The sequence below is a fragment of the Aeromonas sp. FDAARGOS 1411 genome (assembly GCF_019047125.1).
GTDB lineage: Bacteria > Pseudomonadota > Gammaproteobacteria > Enterobacterales > Aeromonadaceae > Aeromonas > Aeromonas veronii.
Map to the genome: position 1 here is coordinate 3,490,857 of NZ_CP077214.1, position 21,817 is coordinate 3,512,673.

At 60.7% G+C, this 21,817-nt stretch carries 27 protein-coding genes; 12 read left to right on the forward strand and 15 right to left on the reverse strand.

The window, feature by feature from the left end; genetic code table 11:
- Window positions 1-9 precede the first annotated feature (9 nt).
- Both ubiA and I6L41_RS15760 read right to left on the reverse strand, forming a co-directional pair.
- Window positions 10-879, reverse strand: a complete 870-nt coding sequence (gene ubiA, locus I6L41_RS15755) for a 4-hydroxybenzoate octaprenyltransferase (protein ID WP_005356031.1) — start codon at window positions 877-879, stop codon at window positions 10-12.
- The gene (locus I6L41_RS15760) at window positions 876-1,412 is read right to left on the reverse strand and encodes a chorismate lyase (protein ID WP_005339534.1); all 537 of its coding nucleotides are present in this window, start codon (window positions 1,410-1,412) and stop codon (window positions 876-878) included. The genes ubiA and I6L41_RS15760 overlap by 4 nt, the downstream gene beginning before the upstream one ends.
- 145 nt (window positions 1,413-1,557) lie before the next feature.
- On the opposite strand from I6L41_RS15760, the gene I6L41_RS15765 reads away from it, so the two are divergent.
- Together I6L41_RS15765 and I6L41_RS15770 are read left to right on the forward strand one after the other, a co-directional pair.
- On the forward strand, window positions 1,558-1,992 hold the full coding sequence (locus I6L41_RS15765; protein WP_005339527.1) for a flagellar basal body-associated protein FliL: 435 nt from the start codon (window positions 1,558-1,560) through the stop codon (window positions 1,990-1,992).
- 112 nt (window positions 1,993-2,104) lie between these two features.
- Complete coding sequence (locus I6L41_RS15770; protein ID WP_005339525.1) at window positions 2,105-2,269, forward strand: hypothetical protein; 165 nt, start codon at window positions 2,105-2,107, stop codon at window positions 2,267-2,269.
- A gap of 20 nt (window positions 2,270-2,289) precedes the next feature.
- Here I6L41_RS15770 and I6L41_RS15775 read toward each other — a convergent pair whose 3' ends face one another.
- From I6L41_RS15775 to I6L41_RS15785, 4 genes are all read right to left on the reverse strand, one after another.
- On the reverse strand, window positions 2,290-2,622 hold the full coding sequence (locus I6L41_RS15775; protein ID WP_040069401.1) for a DUF2799 domain-containing protein: 333 nt from the start codon (window positions 2,620-2,622) through the stop codon (window positions 2,290-2,292).
- A 137-nt stretch (window positions 2,623-2,759) separates the two neighbouring features.
- Complete coding sequence (locus I6L41_RS20845) at window positions 2,760-2,885, reverse strand: hypothetical protein (protein WP_005339521.1); 126 nt, start codon at window positions 2,883-2,885, stop codon at window positions 2,760-2,762.
- Window positions 2,886-2,959: 74 nt separating this feature from the next.
- Window positions 2,960-3,940 carry an MDR family oxidoreductase gene (locus tag I6L41_RS15780; protein ID WP_216959927.1) on the reverse strand — a complete coding sequence of 327 codons (981 nt, stop codon included), beginning with the start codon at window positions 3,938-3,940 and terminating at the stop codon, window positions 2,960-2,962.
- Between the two features lie 34 nt (window positions 3,941-3,974).
- On the reverse strand, window positions 3,975-4,994 hold the full coding sequence (locus tag I6L41_RS15785; protein ID WP_216959930.1) for a LacI family DNA-binding transcriptional regulator: 1,020 nt from the start codon (window positions 4,992-4,994) through the stop codon (window positions 3,975-3,977).
- 251 nt (window positions 4,995-5,245) lie between these two features.
- Here I6L41_RS15785 and I6L41_RS15790 point away from each other — a divergent pair, with 251 nt between their 5' ends.
- The 3 genes from I6L41_RS15790 to I6L41_RS15800 are packed head-to-tail and all read left to right on the forward strand — an operon-like array spanning window position 5,246 to window position 7,323.
- Complete coding sequence (locus tag I6L41_RS15790; RefSeq protein WP_216959933.1) at window positions 5,246-5,689, forward strand: PTS sugar transporter subunit IIA; 444 nt, start codon at window positions 5,246-5,248, stop codon at window positions 5,687-5,689.
- Between the two features lie 35 nt (window positions 5,690-5,724).
- A complete protein-coding gene (locus tag I6L41_RS15795) occupies window positions 5,725-6,012 on the forward strand; it encodes a PTS sugar transporter subunit IIB (RefSeq protein ID WP_005356014.1) in 288 nt (95 codons plus the stop codon).
- A gap of 51 nt (window positions 6,013-6,063) precedes the next feature.
- Window positions 6,064-7,323, forward strand: a complete 1,260-nt coding sequence (locus I6L41_RS15800) for a PTS ascorbate transporter subunit IIC (protein ID WP_005357405.1) — start codon at window positions 6,064-6,066, stop codon at window positions 7,321-7,323.
- 98 nt (window positions 7,324-7,421) lie between these two features.
- Here the strand turns inward: I6L41_RS15800 and waaA are convergent, their stop codons facing one another.
- Window positions 7,422-8,687, reverse strand: coding sequence for a lipid IV(A) 3-deoxy-D-manno-octulosonic acid transferase (waaA, locus tag I6L41_RS15805; protein ID WP_216959936.1), 1,266 nt, complete (start codon window positions 8,685-8,687; stop codon window positions 7,422-7,424).
- A 1-nt stretch (window position 8,688) separates the two neighbouring features.
- The gene (gene waaF / locus I6L41_RS15810; RefSeq protein WP_064335094.1) at window positions 8,689-9,723 is read right to left on the reverse strand and encodes a lipopolysaccharide heptosyltransferase II; all 1,035 of its coding nucleotides are present in this window, start codon (window positions 9,721-9,723) and stop codon (window positions 8,689-8,691) included.
- Window positions 9,724-9,931: 208 nt separating this feature from the next.
- Here waaF and I6L41_RS15815 point away from each other — a divergent pair, with 208 nt between their 5' ends.
- Window positions 9,932-10,708: a glycosyltransferase family 2 protein gene (locus tag I6L41_RS15815; RefSeq protein ID WP_031227896.1), complete on the forward strand. Its 777-nt coding sequence runs from the start codon at window positions 9,932-9,934 to the stop codon at window positions 10,706-10,708.
- A gap of 51 nt (window positions 10,709-10,759) precedes the next feature.
- Here I6L41_RS15815 and I6L41_RS15820 read toward each other — a convergent pair whose 3' ends face one another.
- Window positions 10,760-11,797: a glycosyltransferase family 9 protein gene (locus I6L41_RS15820; protein ID WP_216959939.1), complete on the reverse strand. Its 1,038-nt coding sequence runs from the start codon at window positions 11,795-11,797 to the stop codon at window positions 10,760-10,762.
- 134 nt (window positions 11,798-11,931) lie between these two features.
- Between I6L41_RS15820 and coaD the strand changes: the two genes are divergently transcribed.
- Window positions 11,932-12,417 (forward strand): pantetheine-phosphate adenylyltransferase, encoded by a 486-nt coding sequence (coaD, locus tag I6L41_RS15825; protein ID WP_058059077.1) that lies wholly within the window; start codon window positions 11,932-11,934, stop codon window positions 12,415-12,417.
- Between the two features lie 92 nt (window positions 12,418-12,509).
- Here the strand turns inward: coaD and I6L41_RS15830 are convergent, their stop codons facing one another.
- The 6 genes from I6L41_RS15830 to radC form a co-directional block, all read right to left on the reverse strand.
- Window positions 12,510-13,445, reverse strand: a complete 936-nt coding sequence (locus I6L41_RS15830) for a VirK/YbjX family protein (protein ID WP_080771402.1) — start codon at window positions 13,443-13,445, stop codon at window positions 12,510-12,512.
- A 114-nt stretch (window positions 13,446-13,559) separates the two neighbouring features.
- Window positions 13,560-14,372 carry a bifunctional DNA-formamidopyrimidine glycosylase/DNA-(apurinic or apyrimidinic site) lyase gene (mutM, locus tag I6L41_RS15835; protein WP_216959943.1) on the reverse strand — a complete coding sequence of 271 codons (813 nt, stop codon included), beginning with the start codon at window positions 14,370-14,372 and terminating at the stop codon, window positions 13,560-13,562.
- Between the two features lie 24 nt (window positions 14,373-14,396).
- Complete coding sequence (locus tag I6L41_RS15840; RefSeq protein ID WP_150997296.1) at window positions 14,397-14,852, reverse strand: hypothetical protein; 456 nt, start codon at window positions 14,850-14,852, stop codon at window positions 14,397-14,399.
- 93 nt (window positions 14,853-14,945) lie between these two features.
- The gene (rpmG, locus tag I6L41_RS15845; protein ID WP_005307500.1) at window positions 14,946-15,113 is read right to left on the reverse strand and encodes a 50S ribosomal protein L33; all 168 of its coding nucleotides are present in this window, start codon (window positions 15,111-15,113) and stop codon (window positions 14,946-14,948) included.
- 11 nt (window positions 15,114-15,124) lie between these two features.
- On the reverse strand, window positions 15,125-15,361 hold the full coding sequence (rpmB, locus tag I6L41_RS15850) for a 50S ribosomal protein L28 (RefSeq protein ID WP_005307492.1): 237 nt from the start codon (window positions 15,359-15,361) through the stop codon (window positions 15,125-15,127).
- 136 nt (window positions 15,362-15,497) lie between these two features.
- Window positions 15,498-16,172: a DNA repair protein RadC gene (radC, locus tag I6L41_RS15855; RefSeq protein ID WP_204385296.1), complete on the reverse strand. Its 675-nt coding sequence runs from the start codon at window positions 16,170-16,172 to the stop codon at window positions 15,498-15,500.
- Between the two features lie 147 nt (window positions 16,173-16,319).
- Here radC and coaBC point away from each other — a divergent pair, with 147 nt between their 5' ends.
- The 5 genes from coaBC to pgi all read left to right on the forward strand — a co-directional run bounded on the left by coaBC (window position 16,320) and on the right by pgi (window position 21,726).
- Window positions 16,320-17,522 (forward strand): bifunctional phosphopantothenoylcysteine decarboxylase/phosphopantothenate--cysteine ligase CoaBC, encoded by a 1,203-nt coding sequence (coaBC, locus tag I6L41_RS15860; protein ID WP_204384749.1) that lies wholly within the window; start codon window positions 16,320-16,322, stop codon window positions 17,520-17,522.
- Between the two features lie 80 nt (window positions 17,523-17,602).
- Window positions 17,603-18,061, forward strand: coding sequence for a dUTP diphosphatase (gene dut, locus I6L41_RS15865; protein ID WP_005339498.1), 459 nt, complete (start codon window positions 17,603-17,605; stop codon window positions 18,059-18,061).
- A gap of 68 nt (window positions 18,062-18,129) precedes the next feature.
- Window positions 18,130-18,726, forward strand: a complete 597-nt coding sequence (slmA, locus tag I6L41_RS15870) for a nucleoid occlusion factor SlmA (RefSeq protein WP_005339495.1) — start codon at window positions 18,130-18,132, stop codon at window positions 18,724-18,726.
- A gap of 165 nt (window positions 18,727-18,891) precedes the next feature.
- The gene (locus tag I6L41_RS15875; protein ID WP_216954722.1) at window positions 18,892-19,728 is read left to right on the forward strand and encodes a mechanosensitive ion channel domain-containing protein; all 837 of its coding nucleotides are present in this window, start codon (window positions 18,892-18,894) and stop codon (window positions 19,726-19,728) included.
- Between the two features lie 348 nt (window positions 19,729-20,076).
- Entirely contained in the window at window positions 20,077-21,726 is a 1,650-nt protein-coding gene (gene pgi / locus I6L41_RS15880) for a glucose-6-phosphate isomerase (protein WP_216959948.1), read from the forward strand.
- The last annotated feature ends 91 nt before the right edge of the window (window positions 21,727-21,817 follow it).

Genomic DNA, 21,817 nt, shown 5'->3' on the forward strand with positions numbered 1-21,817 from the left:
GGGAACATGTCACGCCAGCAGGTAATCGAGCACCAGACCGGCAAACACCAGCGCCCCCACATAGTTGTTGTTGAGAAACGCCTGGAAGCAGGCTTCCCGCTGCCGCTCGCGAATGAGCCGCTGCTGATAGACAAACAGCACCGCCGCCCCCAGCAATCCCCAGTAATACCAGCCCCCCAGCGTCATCAGTTGCCCGACCGCCAGCAACAGCAGCAGCGTCGAGAGTTGCAGTACGCCGATGATCCGTTTGTCGTAACGACCAAACAGGATGGCGCTGGATTTGAGGCCGATCTTGAGGTCATCATCCCGATCCACCATGGCGTACTGGGTGTCGTAAGCCACGGTCCAGAGCAGGTTGGCGAAGAAGAGCAGCCAGGCCACCAGCGGCAGGGCATCCGCCTGGGCCGCATAGGCCATCGGGATCGACCAGGAGAAGGCCATCCCGAGCACCAGCTGGGGATTCGAGATAAAGCGCTTCATGAAGGGGTAACTCACCGCAAGCAGCAGGGCGACAAACGACAGGCCGATGGTGAGCGGATTCATGGTCAGCACCAGACCAAACGAAATGAGCGCCAGCACGAAGAAGAGCGCCAACACCTCCCACGGTTTGACTCTGCCCGTGGGCAAGGGGCGACCGGCGGTCCGTTTGACGTGGCCATCGAAGTTGCGATCCGCATAGTCGTTGATCACGCACCCTGCCGAGCGCATCAGAAAGACCCCGACCACAAACACGGTCAGCACCCAGAGATTGGGCAGGCCACCAGCGGCCAGCCAGAGCGCCCACAGGGTTGGCCACAGCAGCAGCAGAGTGCCTATGGGTTTGTCGACGCGGGCCAACTGCATATAGGCAAGTCCCCGCTCCTTGGTTAACAGATTCACTCCAGCTCCTTGTCACAGACGAGAGAGGGCAGAAACAGCTCGTGCACCAGCAGTGGCCACTGCCCCAGAAACAGACGGGAACGACGCCCCCAGACAGTGGCGGCCGGGCAACGGGGATTGGCGGCAATATCGAAACGGGCCAGCTGCAGGTGATCGCGGCGGGCAGGCTCATGGCCAAATACCCGCTCACCCAGCGGCTGCTCGCCAAGCTCGGCAATGCCGCTCCCTTGCAGTGCGTCATCGGCAAACAGGGTCCAGCCCAACACGGCGGGCCCACGATCCCCGTGCAGGATCACCTCGCGGCAGGTGCCGGCCGGCGAGGCCGAATCCACCAGCCACTGCTCATCGGCAGTAAGGGCGACCGGGTGATTGCCCAGCCACTCCACCGAAAAGTGGCGATTGTGCTGACGCAGCCGCCGAGTCATGGAGCCGGGCTCCAGCAGCCAGGGGCGCAAGCTGGCGGGCAATTCGCAACATTCGGGAGCCAGCCACCCACTTAACGGCGTGAGGGGAACAGTCAACTCGGACTTCACAGCTTCACCATCCAGAGATTTCCGTGTTCAGGTTAAAATCCGGTTTATTATCCGTAAATCAATAGCGAAATGTAAGAACATCCGTGCTTGACGGCCCCGATGGCAACATCAAAAATGGGTTATCTCTTGCTGATGAGCCATCTATATGAAGATCTTCAAAATTCTGCTGGTGTTGTTACTGAGCTGTGGCGCCCTGCAGCAGCAAGCTCTTGCTGAAGATGAGCCGCCTGCCGAGGGCGCAGAGGGGGCAGCCAAGCCCGGTTTCTCCTACCACGCGCTCGATCCCGACATCATCACCAACTACCTGAGTGATAGCAAAACCCTCGGTTATATCCGGGTCACGGTGGAGCTGATGGCGGAAAACGAAGCCGATCTCAAGCTGCTGGAGCAGCATGACCCGCTGATCCGTGATGCCATCATCCGTCTGATTGGCAGCAAAAATGCCGATCAAGTGAAGTCCCTGACCAACCGAGAAGAGCTGCGCAAGGAGTGCGAGACAACCGTCAACGAACTGCTGGTGAAAGAGACCGGCAAGAAAGCGGTGCGCGAGCTTATCTTCACCAAGTTCCTCTACCAGTAATCCCTCCCGAAACAATCGCTTATTGGCATATCGGCCAATAAGCGAGCTTTGCCGGTTTATTCGAAATGAAAATCGATTACAATACGACCGTCAAGTCGTAGAGGTAGTCGTTATGGGCAGCAAAACCCTGTGTGAATGGCGCCGTCACGAGATCCCCACCGATCTCAAGGCGCTGAGAAAAATCGTGCGCAAACCCAAGTTTGTCTGCAGCAAGTGCGCCCGTAGTGCCAATGACAAGGGTTACCTCTGCCAACCGCTGCGTTTGAAAGAGGAGTAACGCCCCTCCCTGTCAGGGTGTTATTGATCGGTCCACCCCTGACGCCCCTGTTCGAACAATCTGCGCGCCTGGGTATCATTCGGGCAAACACCGCGATACTCCTCGCCTGAACGGCCAGCCAGATAGAGATGCTCGGGGCGGCAATACCATGCCAATCCCTTCTGATGTCCCTGCTTCCACAGTTCGGGATCCACCTTCTTGCCACACTGGCCCTGATGGAACTCGATCCGCTCGGTGGTGAAGCCCAGCTTGCCATCCGCCTCCCCCACCTCACTCCACACCTTCTCGCAGGGATCATCGTTGGAGACACAGCCACCCAGCAGGGCAGCCAACAATATGATGGTGAGTCGCATAGTCATCCTTGAGCGTCATTTGGGCAGTTCATTCTACCGAGCGCCCCGCCCCTGACCAAGGACGAACGCTCAGCCATGTGAGCGCGGCAAAAAAATCAGGCGGGCCCAAAGCCCGCCTGTTCGTTCAATGCCGTGGTTCACTGGTCATCGAAAGTGTCATCATCTTGCCAGCTTTCATCTTCCCACTGATCCAGCTCTTCTTCCCAGGAATCCGGCTCCCAATCATCATCAGAGGAGTCGTAATCCGGCTTGTGTCCACCCATCTTCACTCTCCTTGGATAGTTCACCCGCACTCCAATTTTATCCGGAATTGTCGGGCTCGCCAGTCAGAGAGAGTTCAAAGTTTGACCAGAGTCCGGCCGGCGATCTGACCCAGCGTGATGGCCTCGGCGGCCTCCACTACCTGCTCCAGCCCAATCTCGGTAACCGCCTGTTCAAAGAAGCTGGCGGGCAGATCCCGTGCCAGTCGCTGCCACGCCAGTTGACGACGTTCAAACGGGCACATCACCGAATCGACCCCCTGCAACCGCACATTGCGCAGGATGAAGGGCATCACACTGGTCGGCAGATCGAAGCCGCCCGCCAGCCCGCAGGCCGCCACAGCGCCGCCATAGTTCATCTGAGCCAGCAGCTTGGCCAGCACCTGACTGCCGACGGTATCGATGGCAGCGGCCCACAGCTGTTTTTCCAGCGGTTTGGCAGGCACCAGCAGCTCGCTGCGCGGCACGATGCGGCTGGCACCCAGTGCGGTCAGCATGGCGCCCTGCTCTTCGGGACGACCGGTCAGCGCAGCCACCTGATAGCCAAGGGCTGCCAGCAGGGCAACCGAGGTGGAGCCCACGCCGCCAGCCGCGCCGGTGACCAGCACCTCACCACTTGCGGGAGTAATACCCGCCTCTTCCAGTGCCAGCACGCAGAGCATGGCGGTGAGACCGGCGGTACCGATGCACATGGCCTGCCGTTCATCCAGCCCGGCGGGCAACGGCACCAGCCAGTCCCCCTTGACCCGCGCCTGTTCGGCCATGCCGCCCCAGTGCCCTTCGCCCACGCCCCAACCGGTCAGCACCACCTTGTCTCCCGCCTGATAGCGGCTGTCGGCGGATTCGAGCACGGTACCGGCGAAGTCGATGCCGGGCACCAGCGGCCACTGACGCACAATCTTGCCCTTACCCGTGATGGCCAACCCGTCCTTGTAGTTGATGGAGCTGTAGCTCACCGCGACCCGCACCTCTCCCTCCGGCAACTGGCTCTCGGTCAGTCGGGTCAGGGTCGGAATGGTCTTGCCGTCTTGGTTTTCCAGTAACAGAGCCTTGAACATGGTTGCCTCTTTGATGGGGATTGAAACGGAACGGTTAGCTGCTTTGGCGCTTTTGCAATTCGAACTCGAGGATCCGGGTTGTCTCTTGCACCTCGTCGCCAGCCAGCTTGTGCAGGATCATCTCGGCAGCCATGCTGCCCATTTTGCGATAGGGAACCTGAACCGATGTGAGGGCAGGATAACAACTCTTCGCTACATCGGAATCATCAAAACCGGCGATAGCCAGCTTGCCGGGTACGCTCAGGTGCCGTCGTTGGCACTCGAACAGCACGCCGGCCGCCAGCTCGTCGTTGACGCAGATAAGTGCATCGAGCTCTGGCCAACGCAGCAGAAACTCCCCCAACATGGCAGCACCGGTGCTGAAGCTGGGCGCCTCCGAGGAATTGATCACCATATCGGGCGAGAGATAGTGCTCCAGCATCGCCTGCTGCCAGCCGCGCATGCGCTGCTGCAGCATCCACTGCTCCTGGCGGGCACAGAGAAAACCGATATTGCGGTAACCCCGCTCGATGAGATGACGGGTCAGGCGATAACCGGCCTCCTGATTGGAGCCGCCGACACAGAGATCCATAGGATGGGGCACCAAAGCCCCCACCTCTACCACAGGCAGACGGCTGTTACGCAACAAAGCCTTGTCATCTGGCGACTCAAGGCAACCTAGCACGATCACGGCGGCGGGGTTGTATTGCAACAAATGCTCCAGATGTTCGCTCTGCTGGCGCAGATGCTGGGCGTCGCCCAGTACCAGCTGATAACCGGCCTTCATCAAGATGGGTTGCAACCCGGCCATCAATTCGGCACTGGCGCGATCAAGCAGGCTCGGCACTATCACCAGAATCACATGGGAAGTACCCGATGCCAGCGCACCGGCGGCACGATTGGGGATATAGCCGAGTTCTTCCACCGCGGCTTCGATACGCTCGCGCATCTTGTCAGAGACCAGTTCGGGGGTGCGCAGGGCACGGGAGACCGTCATGGCCCCCACTCCGGCCAGCTGGGCCACATCGTTGAGGGTCACCCGACCCGTGCTACGGCGCTTTTTCGCTTCTGACATCCATCCCTTCCTCGGCTTGCGGCTGCTCACTTTAAGGCAAAAGAGCGCCACTGACTATTTGCTCAGGGCCGATTCTACTCTCTTTCCCCTACCGCAGGGGCAGGATGGCTCCCGTTAATGGGTGAAGTGATAGCGCTATCACAGTTTCATGTTAGCGCTATCTGATAGCGCTAACTTTCGAGATCACCCTCACAGTTTCACCACCGCAAGATCGATAGATTGGCGCCATCTTAACTAGCCGGATCACCACCATGCTGACTCAACTGCTGACCGAGGATGTCATCCGCATCGAACCCGCAGCCCGCGACTGGCGCCACGCCATCGAGCTGGCCACGGCGCCCCTGCTGGCCAATGGCACCATCGAACCCTCCTACGTGGCGGCGCTGTTTCGCTCTCATGAGGAGCTCGGCCCCTACTACGTACTGGGCCCCGGTCTGGCGATGCCCCACGCTCGTCCCGAAGACGGCGTCAACCGGCTGGGTCTGGGGCTGACCGTCATCAAGCAGGGGGTCAATTTCGACTCCGAGGGCAACGACCCGATCCGGCTGCTGATCACCCTGGCCGCCAGCGACAGCAACTCCCACGTGGAGACCATCGCCCAGCTGGCCGAACTGTTTATGAATGAAGAGGACGTGGCGGCCATCATTGCGGGCGACACCAAAGACGACATCCTGCGCATTCTGGCGCGCTACTGATCTGCGCCACGGCGCACCTGACAGAGGAAGAGACAATGAAAATTCTGGTTGTATGCGGTCACGGTCTGGGCACCAGCCTGATGATGGAGATGAGCATCAAGAGCATCCTGAAAGAGCTGGCAGTCACCGCCGAGGTGGATCACCGCGATCTGGCCTCCGCCGGCAGCGAAACCGCCGAGATCTTTGTCGCCACCCGCGACATCGCCGAGCAGCTGCAATCCATGGGGGTCAATGGCCGTCTGGTGGCCCTCGACAACATGGTCGACAAGGCCGCGATGAAAGAGAAGCTCGCCACCGCCCTGCGCGAACTGGGCGCCCTCTAAGGATCCTCCATGCGGCCTGCGGGCCGCATCTTCCATTGCCAGGAGCTGACCATGGAATTTTTCAACTTTCTGATGTTTGACGTGCTGTCCGAGCCCGCCGTGCTGGTCGGCCTGATCGCACTTATCGGCCTGATTGCCCAGAAGAAACCGGTGACCGAGTGCATCAAGGGCACGGTCAAGACCATCATGGGTTTCGTCATTCTGGGGGCCGGTGCCACCCTGGTGATCAACTCGCTGGGTGACTTTGCCGTCATCTTCCAGCACGCCTTCGGCATCAAGGGGGTCGTCCCCAACAACGAAGCCATCGTCTCCATCGCCCAGACCTCGTTTGGCAAGGAGATGGCGATGATCATGTTCTTCGCCATGCTGGTGAACATCCTGATCGCCCGTCTGACTCCGTGGAAATTCATCTTCCTGACCGGTCACCACACCCTGTTCATGTCGATGATGGTGGCGGTGATCCTCTCTGCCGGCGGTATGAGCGGCGTGCCGCTGATCGCGGTGGGCAGTCTGGTGGTCGGTGTCGCCATGGTCTTCTTCCCGGCCATCGCCCACCCCTTCATGAAGCAGATCACCGGCTCCGACGACGTGGCGCTGGGCCACTTCTCCACCTGCTCCTACGTGCTCTCCGCCCTGATCGGCGCCAAGTTCGGCAACAAGGCCCACAGCTGCGAAGATGTGCAGGTACCCAAGAGCCTGCTGTTCCTGCGCGATACCCCGGTGGCCATCTCCTTCACCATGGGCATCATCTTCCTGGTGACCTCCGCCTTCGCCGGCCCCGAGTTTGTCTCCAGCGTCGCCAAGGGCAAGCACTGGTTCATGTTCTCCCTGATGCAGTCCATCACCTTCGCCGCCGGTGTCTACGTCATCCTGCAGGGTGTGCGGATGGTCATCGCCGAGATCGTTCCGGCCTTCAAGGGGATCTCCGACAAGCTGGTACCGAACGCCAAGCCGGCACTCGACTGCCCCATCGTCTTCCCCTACGCCCCCAACGCCGTGCTGATCGGCTTCCTGTCGAGCTTTGCCGCCGGTCTGGTGGGGATGGCGCTGCTCTACGCCATGGGCCTGACCGTCATCATCCCGGGCGTGGTACCGCACTTCTTCGTCGGCGCCGCTGCCGGGGTCTTCGGCAACGCCACCGGTGGTCGTCGTGGCGCGATTTTGGGCTCCTTCGCCAACGGCCTGCTGCTGCTCACCATTCTGCCGGTGTTCCTGCTGCCGGTACTGGGCGACCTAGGCTTCGCCAACACCACCTTCAGCGACTCCGACTTCGGTGTGGTCGGCATCCTGCTGGGGCTGATCGTTCGCTAATCCCGGCCACTGCCAAAAACAAAACGGAGCGCATCGCGCTCCGTTTTTTTATGGCCGGCCATCGATGATGGATGGCGGGCTGTATGAAAGACTGAAACTCAGTCGTTCTCCAACGCTGTGAGGCAGTGCGAGAGGGTGCGCGCCAGGGCTCCCTGATTGCGCAGCACCACGGCGCGGGCCTGCTCGCCCATCTCGCGGCGGGCGCTTGCATCAGCAAACAGCTGGCTCACCTGCTCGCCCAGCTCGGCGGCATCGGCCACGATGGCGGCGCCCCCCTGAGCCACCAGCTGACGAGTGATATCGCTGAAGTTGAAGTAGGCGGGCCCCGTCAGGCAAGGCTTGCCGAGGGCCGCCGGCTCCAGCAGGTTGTGACCGCCGATCTTCACCAGACTGCCGCCGACAAAGGCCACATCGGCTGCCGCCAGCATCAGCGGCAGCTCGCCCATGGTATCGCCGAGATAGACCTTATCCCCGGCACTCACCGCAGCACCATCAGTGCGCCGCACACAGCCATAAGAGGCGCACTGCTCGGCCACCCGGTCGAACCGCTCGGGGTGGCGCGGTACCAGAATGAGCAGCGCATCGGGATGGCGTTTGAGCAGCAGATCGAAGGCGGCCAGCACCTGCTCATCCTCACCCAGATGGGTACTGGCGGCGATCCAGACCGGCCGATCCGCCCCCAGCCGCTGGCGCAGGGCGCGCCCCTTGGCCTGCACCTCGTCACCAAACTGGATGTCGAACTTGATGGAGCCGGTCACCGCCAGCCGCAAACGATCGATGCCGAGGCGGGCGAAGCGGTCGGCGTCATCCTGATGCTGACAGAGCAGATGGGTCAACGGCCGGCTCAGGGCGTCGAAGGCGCCGTGGAAGCGGGCATAACGCTGGCAGGAACGCTCGGAAAGACGGGCGTTGATGATGGTCACCGGCAGGTGGCGCGCCTCGCAAGCGGCCAGCCAGTTGGGCCACAGCTCGGTCTCCATCACCCAGAGCGCGCGCGGCTTGAAGGTGTCGAGAAAGGCGGCAATGGCCCAGGGGTAGTCGAGCGGCGCGTAGCGATGGATCACCTGATCCCCCAGCCTGGCAGCCTGATCGGCGCCGGTGCGGGTGGTGGTGGTGAGCAGGATCGGCAGATCGGGCCGCTCCGCTTTCAGGGCGCGAATGAGTGGCGTGATGGCCAGCGTCTCCCCCACGCTCACCGCATGGATCCAGAGCGGCGCCTCCTGTCCGGTGGCAGGCAACCGCCCGAGATGCTCGGCCCAGCGCTTGCCAAAGCCGGGTTTGCCTTTCTTAGGCTTGTAGAGGGCCAGCAGCGCCAGCGGCAATCCCAGATGGATCAGCAGGTTGTAGAGCAGACGGTAGGGCATCTTACTGACTCTGCTCCAGCTTCTTGCAGGCATCGACCACCTGCTCCGGCGCCAGGTCGATCAGGCACTTGAGATGGCCGAACTTGCAGGTGCGCTTGAAGCAGGGGCGACACTCGATGTCGGTGTGAACGATCTCGACCCGATCCGCCAGCGGCGGGGTATAGAGCGGCGAGGTGGAGCCATAGACGCCCACCAGCGGCCGGTTGAGGGCGGCGGCGATGTGCATCAGGCCGGAGTCGTTGGAGATGACCCGGCTGGCCAGCGCCATCAGATCGATCGCCTCGTGCAGGCTGGTCTTGCCCGCCAGCACGTGGCAGTTGGGGCGGGTCAGCAGGTTGACCCGATCCCGGATGGTGTTGGCCACCGGCACATCCTTGTTGGAACCGAAGATCCACACCTGCCACCCCTCGTCCAGATGCTGTTGGGCCACCACGGCGTAGTGCCCCTCCGGCCAGCGCTTGGCCGGGCCAAACTCGGCACCGGGGCAGAGCACCAGCACCGGGCGGGCGCGATCCAGTCCCAGCCGCTCCAGCGCCTTGCTCTGGTTGATCAGATCGACGTGGAGCGCCGGGTGCGGAATGGTCGGAATATCGGCCCGGCTCTTCATCTGCTCCTTGGGATAGGCGAGCGCCAGATAGCCCTCCACCATCAGCGGGAAGGCGGACTTGTTGCTGCGCAGGTCGTTGAGCAGGCCATAGCGGCTCTCACCCTTCCAACCGGTACGCACCGGAATGCGGGCAAACCAGGGGATCAGCGCCGACTTCATGGAGTTGGGCTGGACGATGGCCTGATCGTACTTCTCGGCGGCCAGCTGCTTGCCGAGGCGGCGGCGCGCCACCAGTTTGAAGTCACCGTGGCCGAGGGGCATGGTGATCGCCTTGTCCACCTCCGGCATCCGCTCCAGCAGGGCGCAGCACCAGGCGGGGGCCATCACGTGCAGCTCGCACTCCGGATGGTTGGCCTTGATCGCCTTGTAGAGACTCTGGGACATCACCATATCGCCGACCCAGGAGGGGCCGATCACCAATATTTTCATCACGCGTCTTCTCTCGGGACTGGCCCGGCTGTTAATCATCACTGGGCGAGATTATGCCCCAAGAATGACTGGATAAATAACAGAAGATCCTTGGTAATCGCCTCGGCCAGCCGCCACCCGGGTCATGCCCCGGCCACGCTTTTAGGCTAGAATGGGCGCCAATTCGAGCATGTCCCGCCAGCCGGGCAATAACCGTGAGCCCCATTTCGTGAAAAAACCGACTCTGGCTGCCGTTCTGATCGTCAAGAATGAAGCCGACAACCTGCGCAAGTGCCTCGCCTCCCTCGACGGACTGGTGGACGAGATCGTCATTCTGGACTCAGGCAGTCAGGACGAGACCCCGGCCATCGCCGCCGAATTTGGGGCCCGTTTCTTCGTCAACGCCAAGTGGCCGGGCTTTGGCAAACAGCGCCGACTGGCCCAGTCTCATGTGCAATCCGACTGGGTGTTGTGGCTGGATGCCGACGAGCGGCTCACCCCCGAGCTGAAAACCGCCATCGCCAACGTGATGGCCAATCCGGCCAGCGACACCATCTACTCGCTGCCGCGCCTCTCTTGGGTGTTTGGCCGCTTTATCCGCCACAGTGGCTGGTATCCGGATCGGGTGCTGCGCCTCTATCCCAAGGCGCTCACCAGCTACAACGAGGCGCTGGTGCACGAGAAGGTGGAGGTGCGCGCCAACATGAAGATCGTCAACCTCTACGGCGACCTGCACCACTTCACCTATCGGGATCTGGAGCACTATCTGGTCAAATCGGCCGGTTATGCCCGCGCCTGGGCCGATCAGCGCACCGCTCGCGGCAAGAAGGGCTCCCTCAGTCAGGGGCTGATGCATGCCGTCGGCTGCTTCATCAAGATGTACCTGCTCAAGGCGGGCTTCCTCGATGGCAAGCAGGGGTTGCTGCTGGCGATCCTCTCCGCCCACTCCACCTTCGTCAAATACGCCGACCTCTGGGTGCGCCAGCAACCGCAGCAGCCGGAATAACCGTCATACGAAACAGGGCCCCGCGGGGCCCTGTTTGCATTGCTGCATACCTTACTTGCGCCAGAAAGGCGCCGCCCAGCGGGCCATCACCGGCACCATGGTCTTGGGATCGAGCTGGCTCATATCCTCAGGATGGTCGCTATCCTCAGGCGGGCTGAAGGCGAGGTGACGCCCTTCACTGTTGAGGGGCTTCCAGCGCAGCGGAGTAGCGGAGCGGCGCATCGGGAAGAAGCCGATGGTCGGCACATCGAGCGCGCCGGCGATATGGAGCGGGCCGGTACTGCCTGCCACGAACAGGGCGGCGTTAGCCAGCACCTGACAGAACATCGGCAGACCATCGCGGGAGCGGTAGATCCAGCCGTTGCCACCGTGGGCCAGCAACTCGGCCGCCAGCTGTTCGGCCATCTTCTCCTCGCCCGGGCCTGCGGTCAGCACACACTGCAGCTCGGGGCAGGCCTGATTGAGCTTGATGATGATACGGGCATACTGCTCGATGGAGAGGTTGTTGGCCGAACCGCCGCTACCAGCATGCACCATCAGCCAGGGGCGGCTGGCATCGAGCTTGAGCTTGAGTGCCAGCTGTTCGCGCACCTGTAGCAGGGTCTCGTCATCGAACCGCAGGAAGGGGGTCTTGGGCTCCACCACGGCGACCTGATGGTCGGTCAGGAAGCGACGGATCAGCTCCAGATTGTACTCGGACTCCGGCTTCTGGGAGCGGGAGCGGCGTTGCACAAGACGTTGGTTGTAGAGCACCTGCGCCAGCTTGGTCGCCGGGGCCAGCCGGTAAGGGATGTGCGCCTTCCACACCAGCATGGCGTTGCGGGAGTTGGAGAAGAGGCAGATGGACGCGTCGAACGCCGTCGCCTTGATCCGCGCCAGCAGCGCTCGCTGTTGCTCCTTGTCGGCCCGCACGCCCGGATCGATGATCACCTCGTCAATCCAGGGGCAGAGCCGGGCCAGCGGCGCCGTGTAGGCCGGAACCAGGGCAGTCACATGACACTCCATGGAGCCTTTGAGCATGGCGAAGCTAGGCCACGCCAGCATGAAGTCACCAATCTTGTCATTGCGAACGACCAGAATACGTTTCATAAAAAATCCCTTTGCTCCCTGTCACCAATGCAAGGAGGCTTGATGCGCGATGGCGTATTCTTGCCTGATGCACTGCTATTCTCAAGCGACGACCTTATAATGCGACCAAATTTCCAGGTTGCAGGACCGCAAAGATGACTACCAGGGTAATTTATCCCGGGACTTTTGATCCCGTTACCAATGGCCACGCCGATCTCATCGGCCGCGCCGCCAAGCTGTTTGACGAGGTGGTGGTCGGGGTCGCCAACAGCCCGAGCAAGCGACCTCTGTTCGATCTGGCAGAACGTGTCCAGCTTGTCCAGCAAGTGACCAGCACGCTTCCCAACGTCAAGGTGGTGGGCTTCTCTGGGCTGCTGGTCGATTTCGCCAAAGAGCATCAGGCCAACGTGCTTATCCGCGGCCTGCGCGCCGTCTCCGACTTCGAGTACGAGTTCCAGCTGGCCAACATGAACCGCCGCCTGATGCCGGATCTGGAAAGCGTCTTCCTCACCCCGGCGGAGGAGAACTCCTTTATCTCCTCCACTCTGGTGAAAGAGGTGGCGCTGCACGGTGGCGACATTCGTCAGTTTGTCGATCCCGTGGTGGCCCAGGCCATCGCAGCCAAACAGCAACAGCGCTAATCCCTCCCCTGATTGGCAGAAACGAACAAGGGCTACCCGCGGGTAGCCCTTGTTGTATCTCTCTCGCATGGAGAGGTCAGCCTGCTTGCTGGTTACTGACGGGCAAACCGCTCATTCATCTCCTGCACCAGCTGATCGAGCCACTCGTAGCGGCGCCGATACATGGCCCGCTTCTTGGAGGCGATCTCCTCCAGCGGCTTGCGCGGCTGGGCTTGCAGAGCGACGAAGTTGGCATCCACATCCCGGGCGTCGAACTCCTGCCACAGCTCGTCATAATCGGCCTGCAAATTGGCTTTCTGCTTGCTGCTGTAGCGCTTGGCCTGAAACACGTGGGCCCGCTTGCGCACCGCCAGCACCTCCGCCGCCCCCATGGCCTGCGCCAGTTGCAGCACCAGCTGCACAAGCAGGGATTTGGGCCGCAGGCCGTGCCCCTCTTTGGTCAGCTCGCGCACCCGATCCTGAGCATTGTCGACCGCAGGCTCCGGCCCCTGCATGGAGCCGATCATCAGAATCAAACGATCCACGCTACCCGCCAGCGAAAAGGCGCAGCTATAGAGGCGCTGTCCCTCGCCATTGACGATGGAGAGCGCCAGCTCGGCCTCGCGGCGGAAGGTGCCATCGTGACGCAGCAGAATGCGGCAGCCGCTCTGGGGATAGTGCCCCAGCGCGATCCCCTCGCCCAGATAGAGCGGGTCGATCAGCTGCGGGTAGCACTCCAGCAGCAACTGATAGTGATTTTCCAGCATCTCGGCCCGCTCACGGGCGCTGGCACAGGCGAAGCGATAGGGTCGCATCGGCTTGTCGAGCAGCTCGGGATAGACCGCCGGCAGCGCCTTGAGCGAGTCGCACTGAAACAGGCTGAAAACCCGACTCAGCGACTTGCGATAGAGCAGGCTGCGCAGCACGAACTTGCCGCGATTGAAGGTTTTCCGGTCACATCCCTCGGGGTAGAGGAAGCGGGCCATGGATTTTGCGCAATAGCGCTCCTGCCGGGATAAATATTCCCAGTCTATTGATTTAACTGTCATTTTTATATTCTCAAACCGCCTGAACGGTCGGGATACTAGTGACAGCTGTGCAAATCTTCAACAGAGTGGAAATACGCTGTTACAACTTCCCCCGTATCGGGGCAAAAAGTGCGCTCAGCGCTGGCAATGACTGCAAAAAACCGTGGTGCGCTGGCCCATTCTTGTCTCGGTCAGCAGGGTGTGGCAGTGGAAACAGGGCTGACCGCCACGGCCATAAACCTGCAACTGCTGCACGAAATAGCCCGGCTTGCCATCGGCGCTGGTGAAATCCTTGAGGGTAGTGCCGCCCTGGCGAATCGCCTCGGCCAACACGCGCTTGATCTCGGCCACTAGGGTTCCCAGCCGCTCGGCACTGATATTGCCCGCCGCCCGTTTGGGGTGAATGCCGGCAGCATAGAGCGCCTCGTTTGCGTAGATGTTGCCCACCCCGACCACCACCTGATTGTCCATCAGGAACTGTTTGATGGCGGTGCTGCGTCCCTTGGCGCGCTCACGCAGGTAATCAGCACTGAAGGCATCGGTGAGCGGTTCGGGCCCCAGCTTGGCGAGCAGCGCATGGGCTTCGGCCGGTTCACGGGTCCAAAGCAGGGCGCCGAAGCGGCGCGGATCGTTGAGCCGCAGCAGCTTGCCATTCTCCATCTCGATATCCACGTGGTCGTGCTTCTCGGCCGGGGTGCCGATATCCAGCACCCGCAGGCTGCCGGACATCCCCAGATGAAGGATGGCGGTGCCGAAATCGGTCTCCAGCAGCAGGTATTTGGCACGGCGACGCACCCGATGGATGGTGAGATCCACCAGCTCCTGAATTTCACCGGGGATCGGCCAGCGCAGGCGGCCATCCCGCACCACTACACGCGTCACCTTGATACCGGTGAGCCAGGGGGAGATCCCCTGACGACTGACTTCAACTTCTGGCAATTCGGGCATTGGCACCTCGCAAGGAAAAGAAACTCAGGGAGCAGGACGCAGCAGATCGCGATACTGCTCGGCAGTGAGGGCGAGCCAGAGACCGGAGGGCAGCTGAGCGCCATATTGGCCGCTGTTCTGATAGAGGCCGATCTCGACCGGATCGTTCTGGCCGGCAATCCACACCTTGATGGTCACCGGGGTGCCGCGCACCACCTCGCCGGGGGGCAGCAACCAGCTCTGCCAGCGCGCCAGACGGGCATCCAGCTGCGCTGTGTCGAGCCCCAAATCCGGCACGCTGCGCCAGCCCTGACCGATCCGCTCAATCTGCCAGCTCGGCCCCTGCCAGGTGAGCACCACGGCCGCATCCGGCAGCAAGGGGCGAGCGCGCTTGGCGCTGTTCTCCTGCTGGGCAGTCTCCATACGATGCAACAGGGTGATCACGATCAGCACCACCACGATGATCACGTTATTCCAGCCTTTGCGGCTCAATTTGAACATGGCAAGCCTCCCTTTGAACCGGCAGTGTACTGAATTCGGCGCATAAAAAAACCCGGCACGAAGCCGGGTTTTTGGGAATGCAGCATCAAGTAATTACTTGATTTTGCCTTCCTTGTAGATCACATGCTGACGAACAACGGGATCAAACTTTTTGATCTCCATTTTTTCGGGCATGGTGCGCTTGTTTTTGGTAGTGGTATAGAAGTGACCAGTACCGGCGCTGGAGTTCAGGCGAATTTTCTCGCGAATACCTTTAGCCATGATCTAATTCCTTATACCTTAACACCGCTGGCGCGCAGTTCAGCCAGAACCACTTCAACGCCACGCTTGTCGATGATACGCATGCCTTTTGCGGATACGCGCAGGCTTACGAAGCGTTTTTCACTCTCAACCCAGAAACGGTGAGTGTGCAGGTTCGGCAGGAAACGACGCTTGGTGGCGTTGTTAGCGTGCGAACGGTTGTTACCAACTGCCGGGCGCTTGCCGGTTACTTGGCATACTCTAGACATGTCAGTCTCTCCAAATCTTACTTCATTGCTCGAGCAAATATCTGCCCCGCTGGCCTTCGATTGCGGGGCAAACAGAAGGCGGCATTTTATACAGCATCCGTGATCAAAGATCAACTAATACGGTGCCAGAGCACAGTTATAGCCAACCGCGCTCGGCAAAAGAAACCGTGATGCCATCACCGATCACCAAGTGATCCAGCACTCTGATATCGATCAGGGCCAAAGCGGCCGTGATCCGATCCGTGATCTGGCGGTCGGCCCTACTGGGCTCGGCGACGCCGGACGGGTGATTATGCGCCAGAATCACCGCGGCTGCATTATGTTTGAGCGCGATCTGCACGATTTCTCTTGGCCAGACGCTCGCCGAATCGATTGTGCCGAAAAAAAGCTCAACAAATTGAATGACTCTGTGCTGATTATCGAGCAACAGCAGGGCAAACACCTCGCGCGGCCGATCCCGTAGCTGGGCCTGCAGATAGTCCCGGGTCAGCTGGGGCGAGGTGAGCGCATCGCCCCGTTGCAACTGCTCGGCCAGATGGCGTCTGGCCATCTCCAGCACCGCCTGCAGCTGGGCATATTTGGCCGGGCCAAGGCCGTGTGCCTCGCAGAATGCCCGTTGTTCCGCCCCCAGCAAGCTGCGCAAAGAGCCGAATTGATTCAACAGGTTGCGTGAAAGATCCACTGCACTCAGGCCATTGACGCCGGTGCGCAGAAAGATGGCGAGCAGCTCGGCATCGGAGAGCGCCGCGGGCCCCTGGCGCAGCAGCTTCTCTCTGGGGCGTTCATCTTCCGGCCACTCTTTGATGCTCATTTGTCTCTCCCTCATCCCTGTTGAGAAAAAACATAGCAAAAAATTGCGCGCGCCCGACCACACCCCTTGATGCCAACCCCTGTCGTCATCCATTGCCTGTGGTATCTTAGCCGACCAGTCAGAATGAGCCGGATAGAGAAACAGCAGATGAGATTGGCCGATAAACGCATCCTGTTGGGTGTCAGTGGCGGGATCGCCGCCTACAAGAGTGCCGAGCTGGTACGCCGCCTGAAAGATCAGGGCGCCGAAGTGCGGGTGGTGATGACCCGCTCCGCCAAGGAGTTCATCACCCCGCTGACCCTGCAGGCGGTCTCCGGTCATCCGGTAGCCTACAGCCTGCTGGATCCCTCTGCCGAAGCGGGCATGGGCCATATCGAGCTGGCCAAGTGGGCCGATCTGGTGCTGATCGCCCCCGCCAGCGCCAACCTGATGGCGCGGATGGCTGCAGGCATGGCCGACGAACTGCTGACCACCCTTTGTCTGGCCACTCCGGCGCCCATCGCGCTGGCACCTGCCATGAACCAGCAGATGTATCTCAACGCCGCGACCCAGGCCAACCTCAAGACCCTGGCCAGCCGCGGCATTCTGCTGTGGGGGCCGGATGCAGGAAGCCAGGCCTGTGGCGATGTGGGCCCGGGCCGGATGCTGGATCCCCTCGAACTGGTGGATCGCTGCTGCCAGCAGCTGGCCGCCGAGCCCTTGCTGGCAGGCGTCAGGCTGCTGCTCACCGCAGGGCCAACCCGCGAGGCGCTGGATCCGGTGCGCTACATCAGCAACCACAGCTCCGGCAAGATGGGTTACGCCATCGCTCGCGCCGCTCGTGAAGCGGGCGCCGAGGTGACGCTGGTGAGCGGCCCGGTAGCACTGGCCACGCCGGCAGGGGTCACCCGCGTCGATGTCGAGAGTGCCGAGCAGATGCATCAGGCGGTGATGAGCCGGGTGGGCGAATGCGACCTCTTCATCGGCTGCGCGGCGGTAGCCGACTATCGTCCTGAGCAGGTGGCCAGCCAGAAGATCAAGAAAACCGGCGACAACGACCAGATGGTGGTGAAGCTGGTGAAAAACCCCGACATCATCGCGGCCGTCGGTGCCCTTTCAGACAAACCCTTCACCGTCGGATTTGCCGCCGAAACCGTGGATGTGGAACAATACGCCCTCGACAAGTTGCAGCGTAAGCGGCTGGACATGATCGCCGCCAACGATGTGTCCCGCGAGGGGCAAGGCTTCAACGCCGATGACAACGCCCTGACCGTGTTCTGGCAAGGGGGCCAGGCCCCGCTGCCGCTGGCCGACAAGCTGACGCTGGCTCGTCACCTGATCGCCCTGATTGCACGCCACTACCGGCACTGAGCGTCCCGAAAGAACAAGACTCACGGCACCCCGCCTGCCAAGAGGGGCGCCAATACAAGATCCAACTGAAAAAGCGATTCATGACTACACAAATTGAACTGAAGATTCTGGATGCCCGTATCGGTACCGAGTACCCGCTGCCCGCCTACGCCACACCGGGCTCTGCCGGCATGGATCTGCGCGCTCTGCTGGATGCACCGCTGACTCTGGCTCCGGGTGATACCACCCTGGTGCCGACCGGTCTGGCCATCCACATCCAGGATCCGGGTCTGTGTGCCACCATTCTGCCCCGCTCTGGTCTCGGCCATAAGCACGGCATCGTGCTGGGCAACCTGGTCGGTCTGATCGATTCCGATTACCAGGGTCAGCTGATGGTCTCGGTCTGGAACCGCGGCAAAGATGAGTTCACCATGCAACCCGGCGAGCGCATCGCCCAGCTGGTGATCATGCCGGTAGTTCAGGCCAGCTTCCAACTGGTCGATGAGTTCAATCAGAGCGAACGGGGTGAAGGCGGTTTTGGTTCTTCTGGTCGCCAATAACAGACCACACCAGCCCGATGGGCGGTGCCTAATAATAGAATCAAGCCATTGTTTTTTTAGGGGAATCCATGGCAAGCAGTAATCAGAAACAGAGTCGGCGCGATCAGATCCTGCAGGCGCTCGCCCATATGCTGGAAACCAGTCCGGGTCAGCGCATCACCACGGCCCGTCTGGCGGCCGAGGTCGGCGTCTCTGAAGCAGCCCTCTATCGACATTTTCCCAGCAAGGCGCGGATGTTCGAGGGGCTGATCGACTTTATCGAGGATTCCCTGCTGTCACGGGTCAATCTGATCATGGCGGAAGAGAAGGACACCATGGCGCGCTGTCACCATATCCTGCAGCTGCTGCTGGTGTTCGCCGAGCGCAATCCCGGCATCACCCGCATCCTCAATGGCGACGCCCTGCTGGGTGAGCACGATCGGCTGCGGGATCGCATCAGCATCCTGTTCGACAAGCTGGAGACCCAGATCAAACAGGTGCTGCGCGAGAAGCGGCTGCGCGAGGGGCAAGGCTTCCAGCTCGACGAAACCATGCTGGCCAATCTGCTGCTGGCCTACACCGAAGGCCGCATCAGCCAGTTCGTGCGCTCCGAGTTCAAGCTCAAGCCGACCGCCGGTTTTGAAGATCAGTGGCAATTTATCCGCAGCCAACTGCTGCAGAGCTGATGGTTTTTTCGCATCATTCAGCAAAAAGAAGGGAGGCTTTAGCCTCCCTTCTTTTTTGTGTCAGGTTTTTATGGCAGAAAAGAAGTACCAGATGCGACCCGTACTGTCGCGCTGCGGTGTTAGATTTATCCACCATAAACCTTTTAGAACCTGACAGGACATCCTATGGAACCCGAAATCATTACCGAAGCGCAGACCTGGCTGGTCAATAATCAGGGACTGCTGATCGAATACGGCGTCAATATCGCCGCCGCCCTGCTGACCCTGCTGGTCGGCTATATCGCCGCCAACCTCATCAGCGGTGGCGTGGTCAAGGTGATGCAGGCCCGCAAGCTGGACACCACAGTCACCCACTTCGTCGGCAGCATCCTCAAATACGCCATTCTGGTGTTCGTAGTGATCGCCGCGCTGGGCCGTGTCGGGGTGCAGACCGCCTCCTTCGTCGCCATCATTGGTGCCGCCGGTCTGGCCATCGGTCTGGCGCTGCAGGGCTCGCTCTCCAACTTTGCCGCCGGCTTCCTGCTGATCATCTTCCGCCCCATCAAGGCGGGTGAGTTTATCGAAGTGGCAGGCACGTCTGGCGTGGTGCAATCCGTTCAGCTGTTCACCACCACCCTCACCTCCGGTGACAACAAGATGGTGGTGGTACCGAACTCCGCCATCCTCAACGGCACCATCGTCAACTACTCGCGCATGGATACCCGCCGCGTCGATATGACCTTCGGTATCGGCTACGGCTCCGACCTGCGCAAGGCCAAGCAGATCCTGGAGCGTCTGGTAAGCGAAGAGCCGCGCATCCTCAAGGAGCCGGCAGCCACCATCGCCGTTGCCGCGCTGGCCGACTCCTCGGTCAATATCGTGGTGCGCCCGTGGGTCAAGACCGCTGACTACTGGGGTGTCTGGTTCGACTTCCACGAGAAGGTGAAACTGACCTTTGATGCTGAAGGCATCGAGATCCCCTTCCCGCAGATGGTGATGCACATGCAAAAAACGCAGGCGTGATCGCGGTTCTGCTGCAACAGACAATGCCAGCCTTCGGGCTGGCATTGTCGTTTCTGGCCCCAGCCCATGGCAATGCCGATGCATAACCACGCCAACCGGATGAAAACAATTTCAGAGCTGCGGGCCAGCCCCAATCATGAGCGAGCGCAAGATCCCCCTTGCTTTCGTGACTCATAATCCCGATGTTCTGGTTGTATACTCCCGACGGTTGCCCCATTGCGGTAAAAGACAATCGGTAAAACTCTGTTACACGGGCCGCTCGGCCGGCTCGCTATAATGCTCGGATAATAAGGTTTGGCGGGACCTTGCCTGCAAGGTTCAAACACAACTTGGCATTTCAGGAATCCTATGAAAAATATCAATCCAACCCAAACCCAGGCCTGGCAGGCACTGGAAGCCCACTTTGCAGCAAACAAAGAGACCCGACTCAAGGATCTGTTCGCGCAGGACCCGAAGCGCTTTGACAAGTTTTCCCTTACCTTCGGCGGCGACATCCTGGTTGATTACTCGAAGAACCTGATCACCGAAGAAACCCTCAAGTTGCTGGTTGATCTGGCCAAAGAGACCGAGCTTCGCAGCGCGATCGATGCCATGTTTAATGGCGACAAGATCAACATGACCGAAGGCCGCTCCGTACTGCACGTGGCCCTGCGCAACCGCTCCGACCGCCCCATCGAGTGCGACGGCAAGGATGTGATGCCGGAAGTAAACGCCGTGCTGGCCAAGATGAAGGGCTTCTGCGAGAAGATCATCTCCGGCGAGTGGAAAGGCTACACCGGCAAAGCGATCCAGCACGTGGTCAACATCGGTATCGGTGGCTCCGATCTGGGCCCTGTGATGATCACCGAGGCACTGCGTCCCTACAAAAACCACCTGCAGATGCACTTCGTCTCCAACGTCGATGGCACCCACATCGCCGAGACCCTGAAGAAGATCGATCCGGAAACCACCCTGTTCCTGGTGGCCTCCAAGACCTTCACCACCCAGGAGACCATGACCAACGCCCTGACCGCCCGCGACTGGTTCATCAAGATCGCCGGTGACAAGGCCCACGTTGCCAAGCACTTCGCCGCCCTCTCCACCAACGGCAAGGCCGTGGCCGAGTTCGGTATCGACACCAATAACATGTTCGAGTTCTGGGACTGGGTTGGCGGCCGCTACTCCTCCTGGTCCGCCATCGGCATGCCCATCGCTCTCTCCGTCGGTTTCGAAAACTTCGAAGCCCTGCTGCAAGGCGCCTTCGAGATGGACATGCACTTCGCCACTGCCTCCTATGAGCAGAACGTGCCGGTGCTACTGGCCCTGATTGGCCTGTGGTACAACAACTTCTACGGTGCCGAGTCCGAAGCCATTCTGCCGTACGACCAGTACATGCACCGCTTCCCTGCCTACTTCCAGCAGGGCAACATGGAGTCCAACGGCAAGTACGTGGATCGCAACGGCAAGCCGGTTGACTACCAGACTGGCCCCATCATCTGGGGTGAGCCGGGCACCAACGGCCAGCACGCCTTCTACCAGCTGATCCATCAGGGCACCAAGCTGATCCCCTGTGACTTCCTGGCGCCGGCCATCAGCCACAACCCGATCGGTGACCACCATCCGAAACTGCTGGCCAACTTCTTCGCCCAGACCGAGGCGCTGGCCTTCGGCAAGAGCAAGGAAGAGGTTGAAGCCGAGTTCCTGGCTGCTGGCAAAACCCTGGAGCAGGTCAAGGATCTGGTGCCGTTCAAGGTGTTCGAAGGCAACCGTCCGACCAACTCCATCCTGTTCAAGAGCCTGACCCCGAAAACCCTGGGTGCCCTGATCGCCATGTACGAGCACAAAATCTTCGTACAGGGTGCAATCTGGAACATCTTCAGCTTCGACCAGTGGGGCGTGGAGCTGGGTAAACAGCTGGCCAACAAGATCCTGCCAGAACTGGGCAACAACGAGGCTGTCACCAGCCACGACTGCTCCACCAACGGTCTGATCAACACCTGGAAAGCGTGGAAAGCCTGATTTATCCAGCCTTTCTGAATGCAAAAGCCCCGCTCGATGAGCGGGGCTTTTTTATGACTGTCAGGCTGGTTTTTCTGGCTGGCCGGTCGGG

Bases quoted from the DNA above. Each gene is read 5' to 3' on its own strand.
- I6L41_RS15765 (WP_005339527.1), top strand. From the start codon at position 1,558: ATGAAGATCTTCAAAATTCTGCTGGTGTTGTTACTGAGCTGTGGCGCC.
- I6L41_RS15770 (WP_005339525.1), top strand. From the start codon at position 2,105: ATGGGCAGCAAAACCCTGTGTGAATGGCGCCGTCACGAGATCCCCACC.
- I6L41_RS15775 (WP_040069401.1), bottom strand. From the start codon at position 2,622: ATGCGACTCACCATCATATTGTTGGCTGCCCTGCTGGGTGGCTGTGTC.
- I6L41_RS20845 (WP_005339521.1), bottom strand. From the start codon at position 2,885: ATGGGTGGACACAAGCCGGATTACGACTCCTCTGATGATGATTGGGAG.
- I6L41_RS15780 (WP_216959927.1), bottom strand. From the start codon at position 3,940: ATGTTCAAGGCTCTGTTACTGGAAAACCAAGACGGCAAGACCATTCCG.
- I6L41_RS15785 (WP_216959930.1), bottom strand. From the start codon at position 4,994: ATGTCAGAAGCGAAAAAGCGCCGTAGCACGGGTCGGGTGACCCTCAAC.
- I6L41_RS15790 (WP_216959933.1), top strand. From the start codon at position 5,246: ATGCTGACTCAACTGCTGACCGAGGATGTCATCCGCATCGAACCCGCA.
- I6L41_RS15795 (WP_005356014.1), top strand. From the start codon at position 5,725: ATGAAAATTCTGGTTGTATGCGGTCACGGTCTGGGCACCAGCCTGATG.
- I6L41_RS15800 (WP_005357405.1), top strand. From the start codon at position 6,064: ATGGAATTTTTCAACTTTCTGATGTTTGACGTGCTGTCCGAGCCCGCC.
- waaA (WP_216959936.1), bottom strand. From the start codon at position 8,687: ATGCCCTACCGTCTGCTCTACAACCTGCTGATCCATCTGGGATTGCCG.
- waaF (WP_064335094.1), bottom strand. From the start codon at position 9,723: ATGAAAATATTGGTGATCGGCCCCTCCTGGGTCGGCGATATGGTGATG.
- I6L41_RS15820 (WP_216959939.1), bottom strand. From the start codon at position 11,797: ATGAAACGTATTCTGGTCGTTCGCAATGACAAGATTGGTGACTTCATG.
- coaD (WP_058059077.1), top strand. From the start codon at position 11,932: ATGACTACCAGGGTAATTTATCCCGGGACTTTTGATCCCGTTACCAAT.
- I6L41_RS15830 (WP_080771402.1), bottom strand. From the start codon at position 13,445: ATGACAGTTAAATCAATAGACTGGGAATATTTATCCCGGCAGGAGCGC.
- mutM (WP_216959943.1), bottom strand. From the start codon at position 14,372: ATGCCCGAATTGCCAGAAGTTGAAGTCAGTCGTCAGGGGATCTCCCCC.
- I6L41_RS15840 (WP_150997296.1), bottom strand. From the start codon at position 14,852: ATGTTCAAATTGAGCCGCAAAGGCTGGAATAACGTGATCATCGTGGTG.
- rpmG (WP_005307500.1), bottom strand. From the start codon at position 15,113: ATGGCTAAAGGTATTCGCGAGAAAATTCGCCTGAACTCCAGCGCCGGT.
- rpmB (WP_005307492.1), bottom strand. From the start codon at position 15,361: ATGTCTAGAGTATGCCAAGTAACCGGCAAGCGCCCGGCAGTTGGTAAC.
- radC (WP_204385296.1), bottom strand. From the start codon at position 16,172: ATGAGCATCAAAGAGTGGCCGGAAGATGAACGCCCCAGAGAGAAGCTG.
- coaBC (WP_204384749.1), top strand. From the start codon at position 16,320: ATGAGATTGGCCGATAAACGCATCCTGTTGGGTGTCAGTGGCGGGATC.
- dut (WP_005339498.1), top strand. From the start codon at position 17,603: ATGACTACACAAATTGAACTGAAGATTCTGGATGCCCGTATCGGTACC.
- slmA (WP_005339495.1), top strand. From the start codon at position 18,130: ATGGCAAGCAGTAATCAGAAACAGAGTCGGCGCGATCAGATCCTGCAG.
- I6L41_RS15875 (WP_216954722.1), top strand. From the start codon at position 18,892: ATGGAACCCGAAATCATTACCGAAGCGCAGACCTGGCTGGTCAATAAT.
- pgi (WP_216959948.1), top strand. From the start codon at position 20,077: ATGAAAAATATCAATCCAACCCAAACCCAGGCCTGGCAGGCACTGGAA.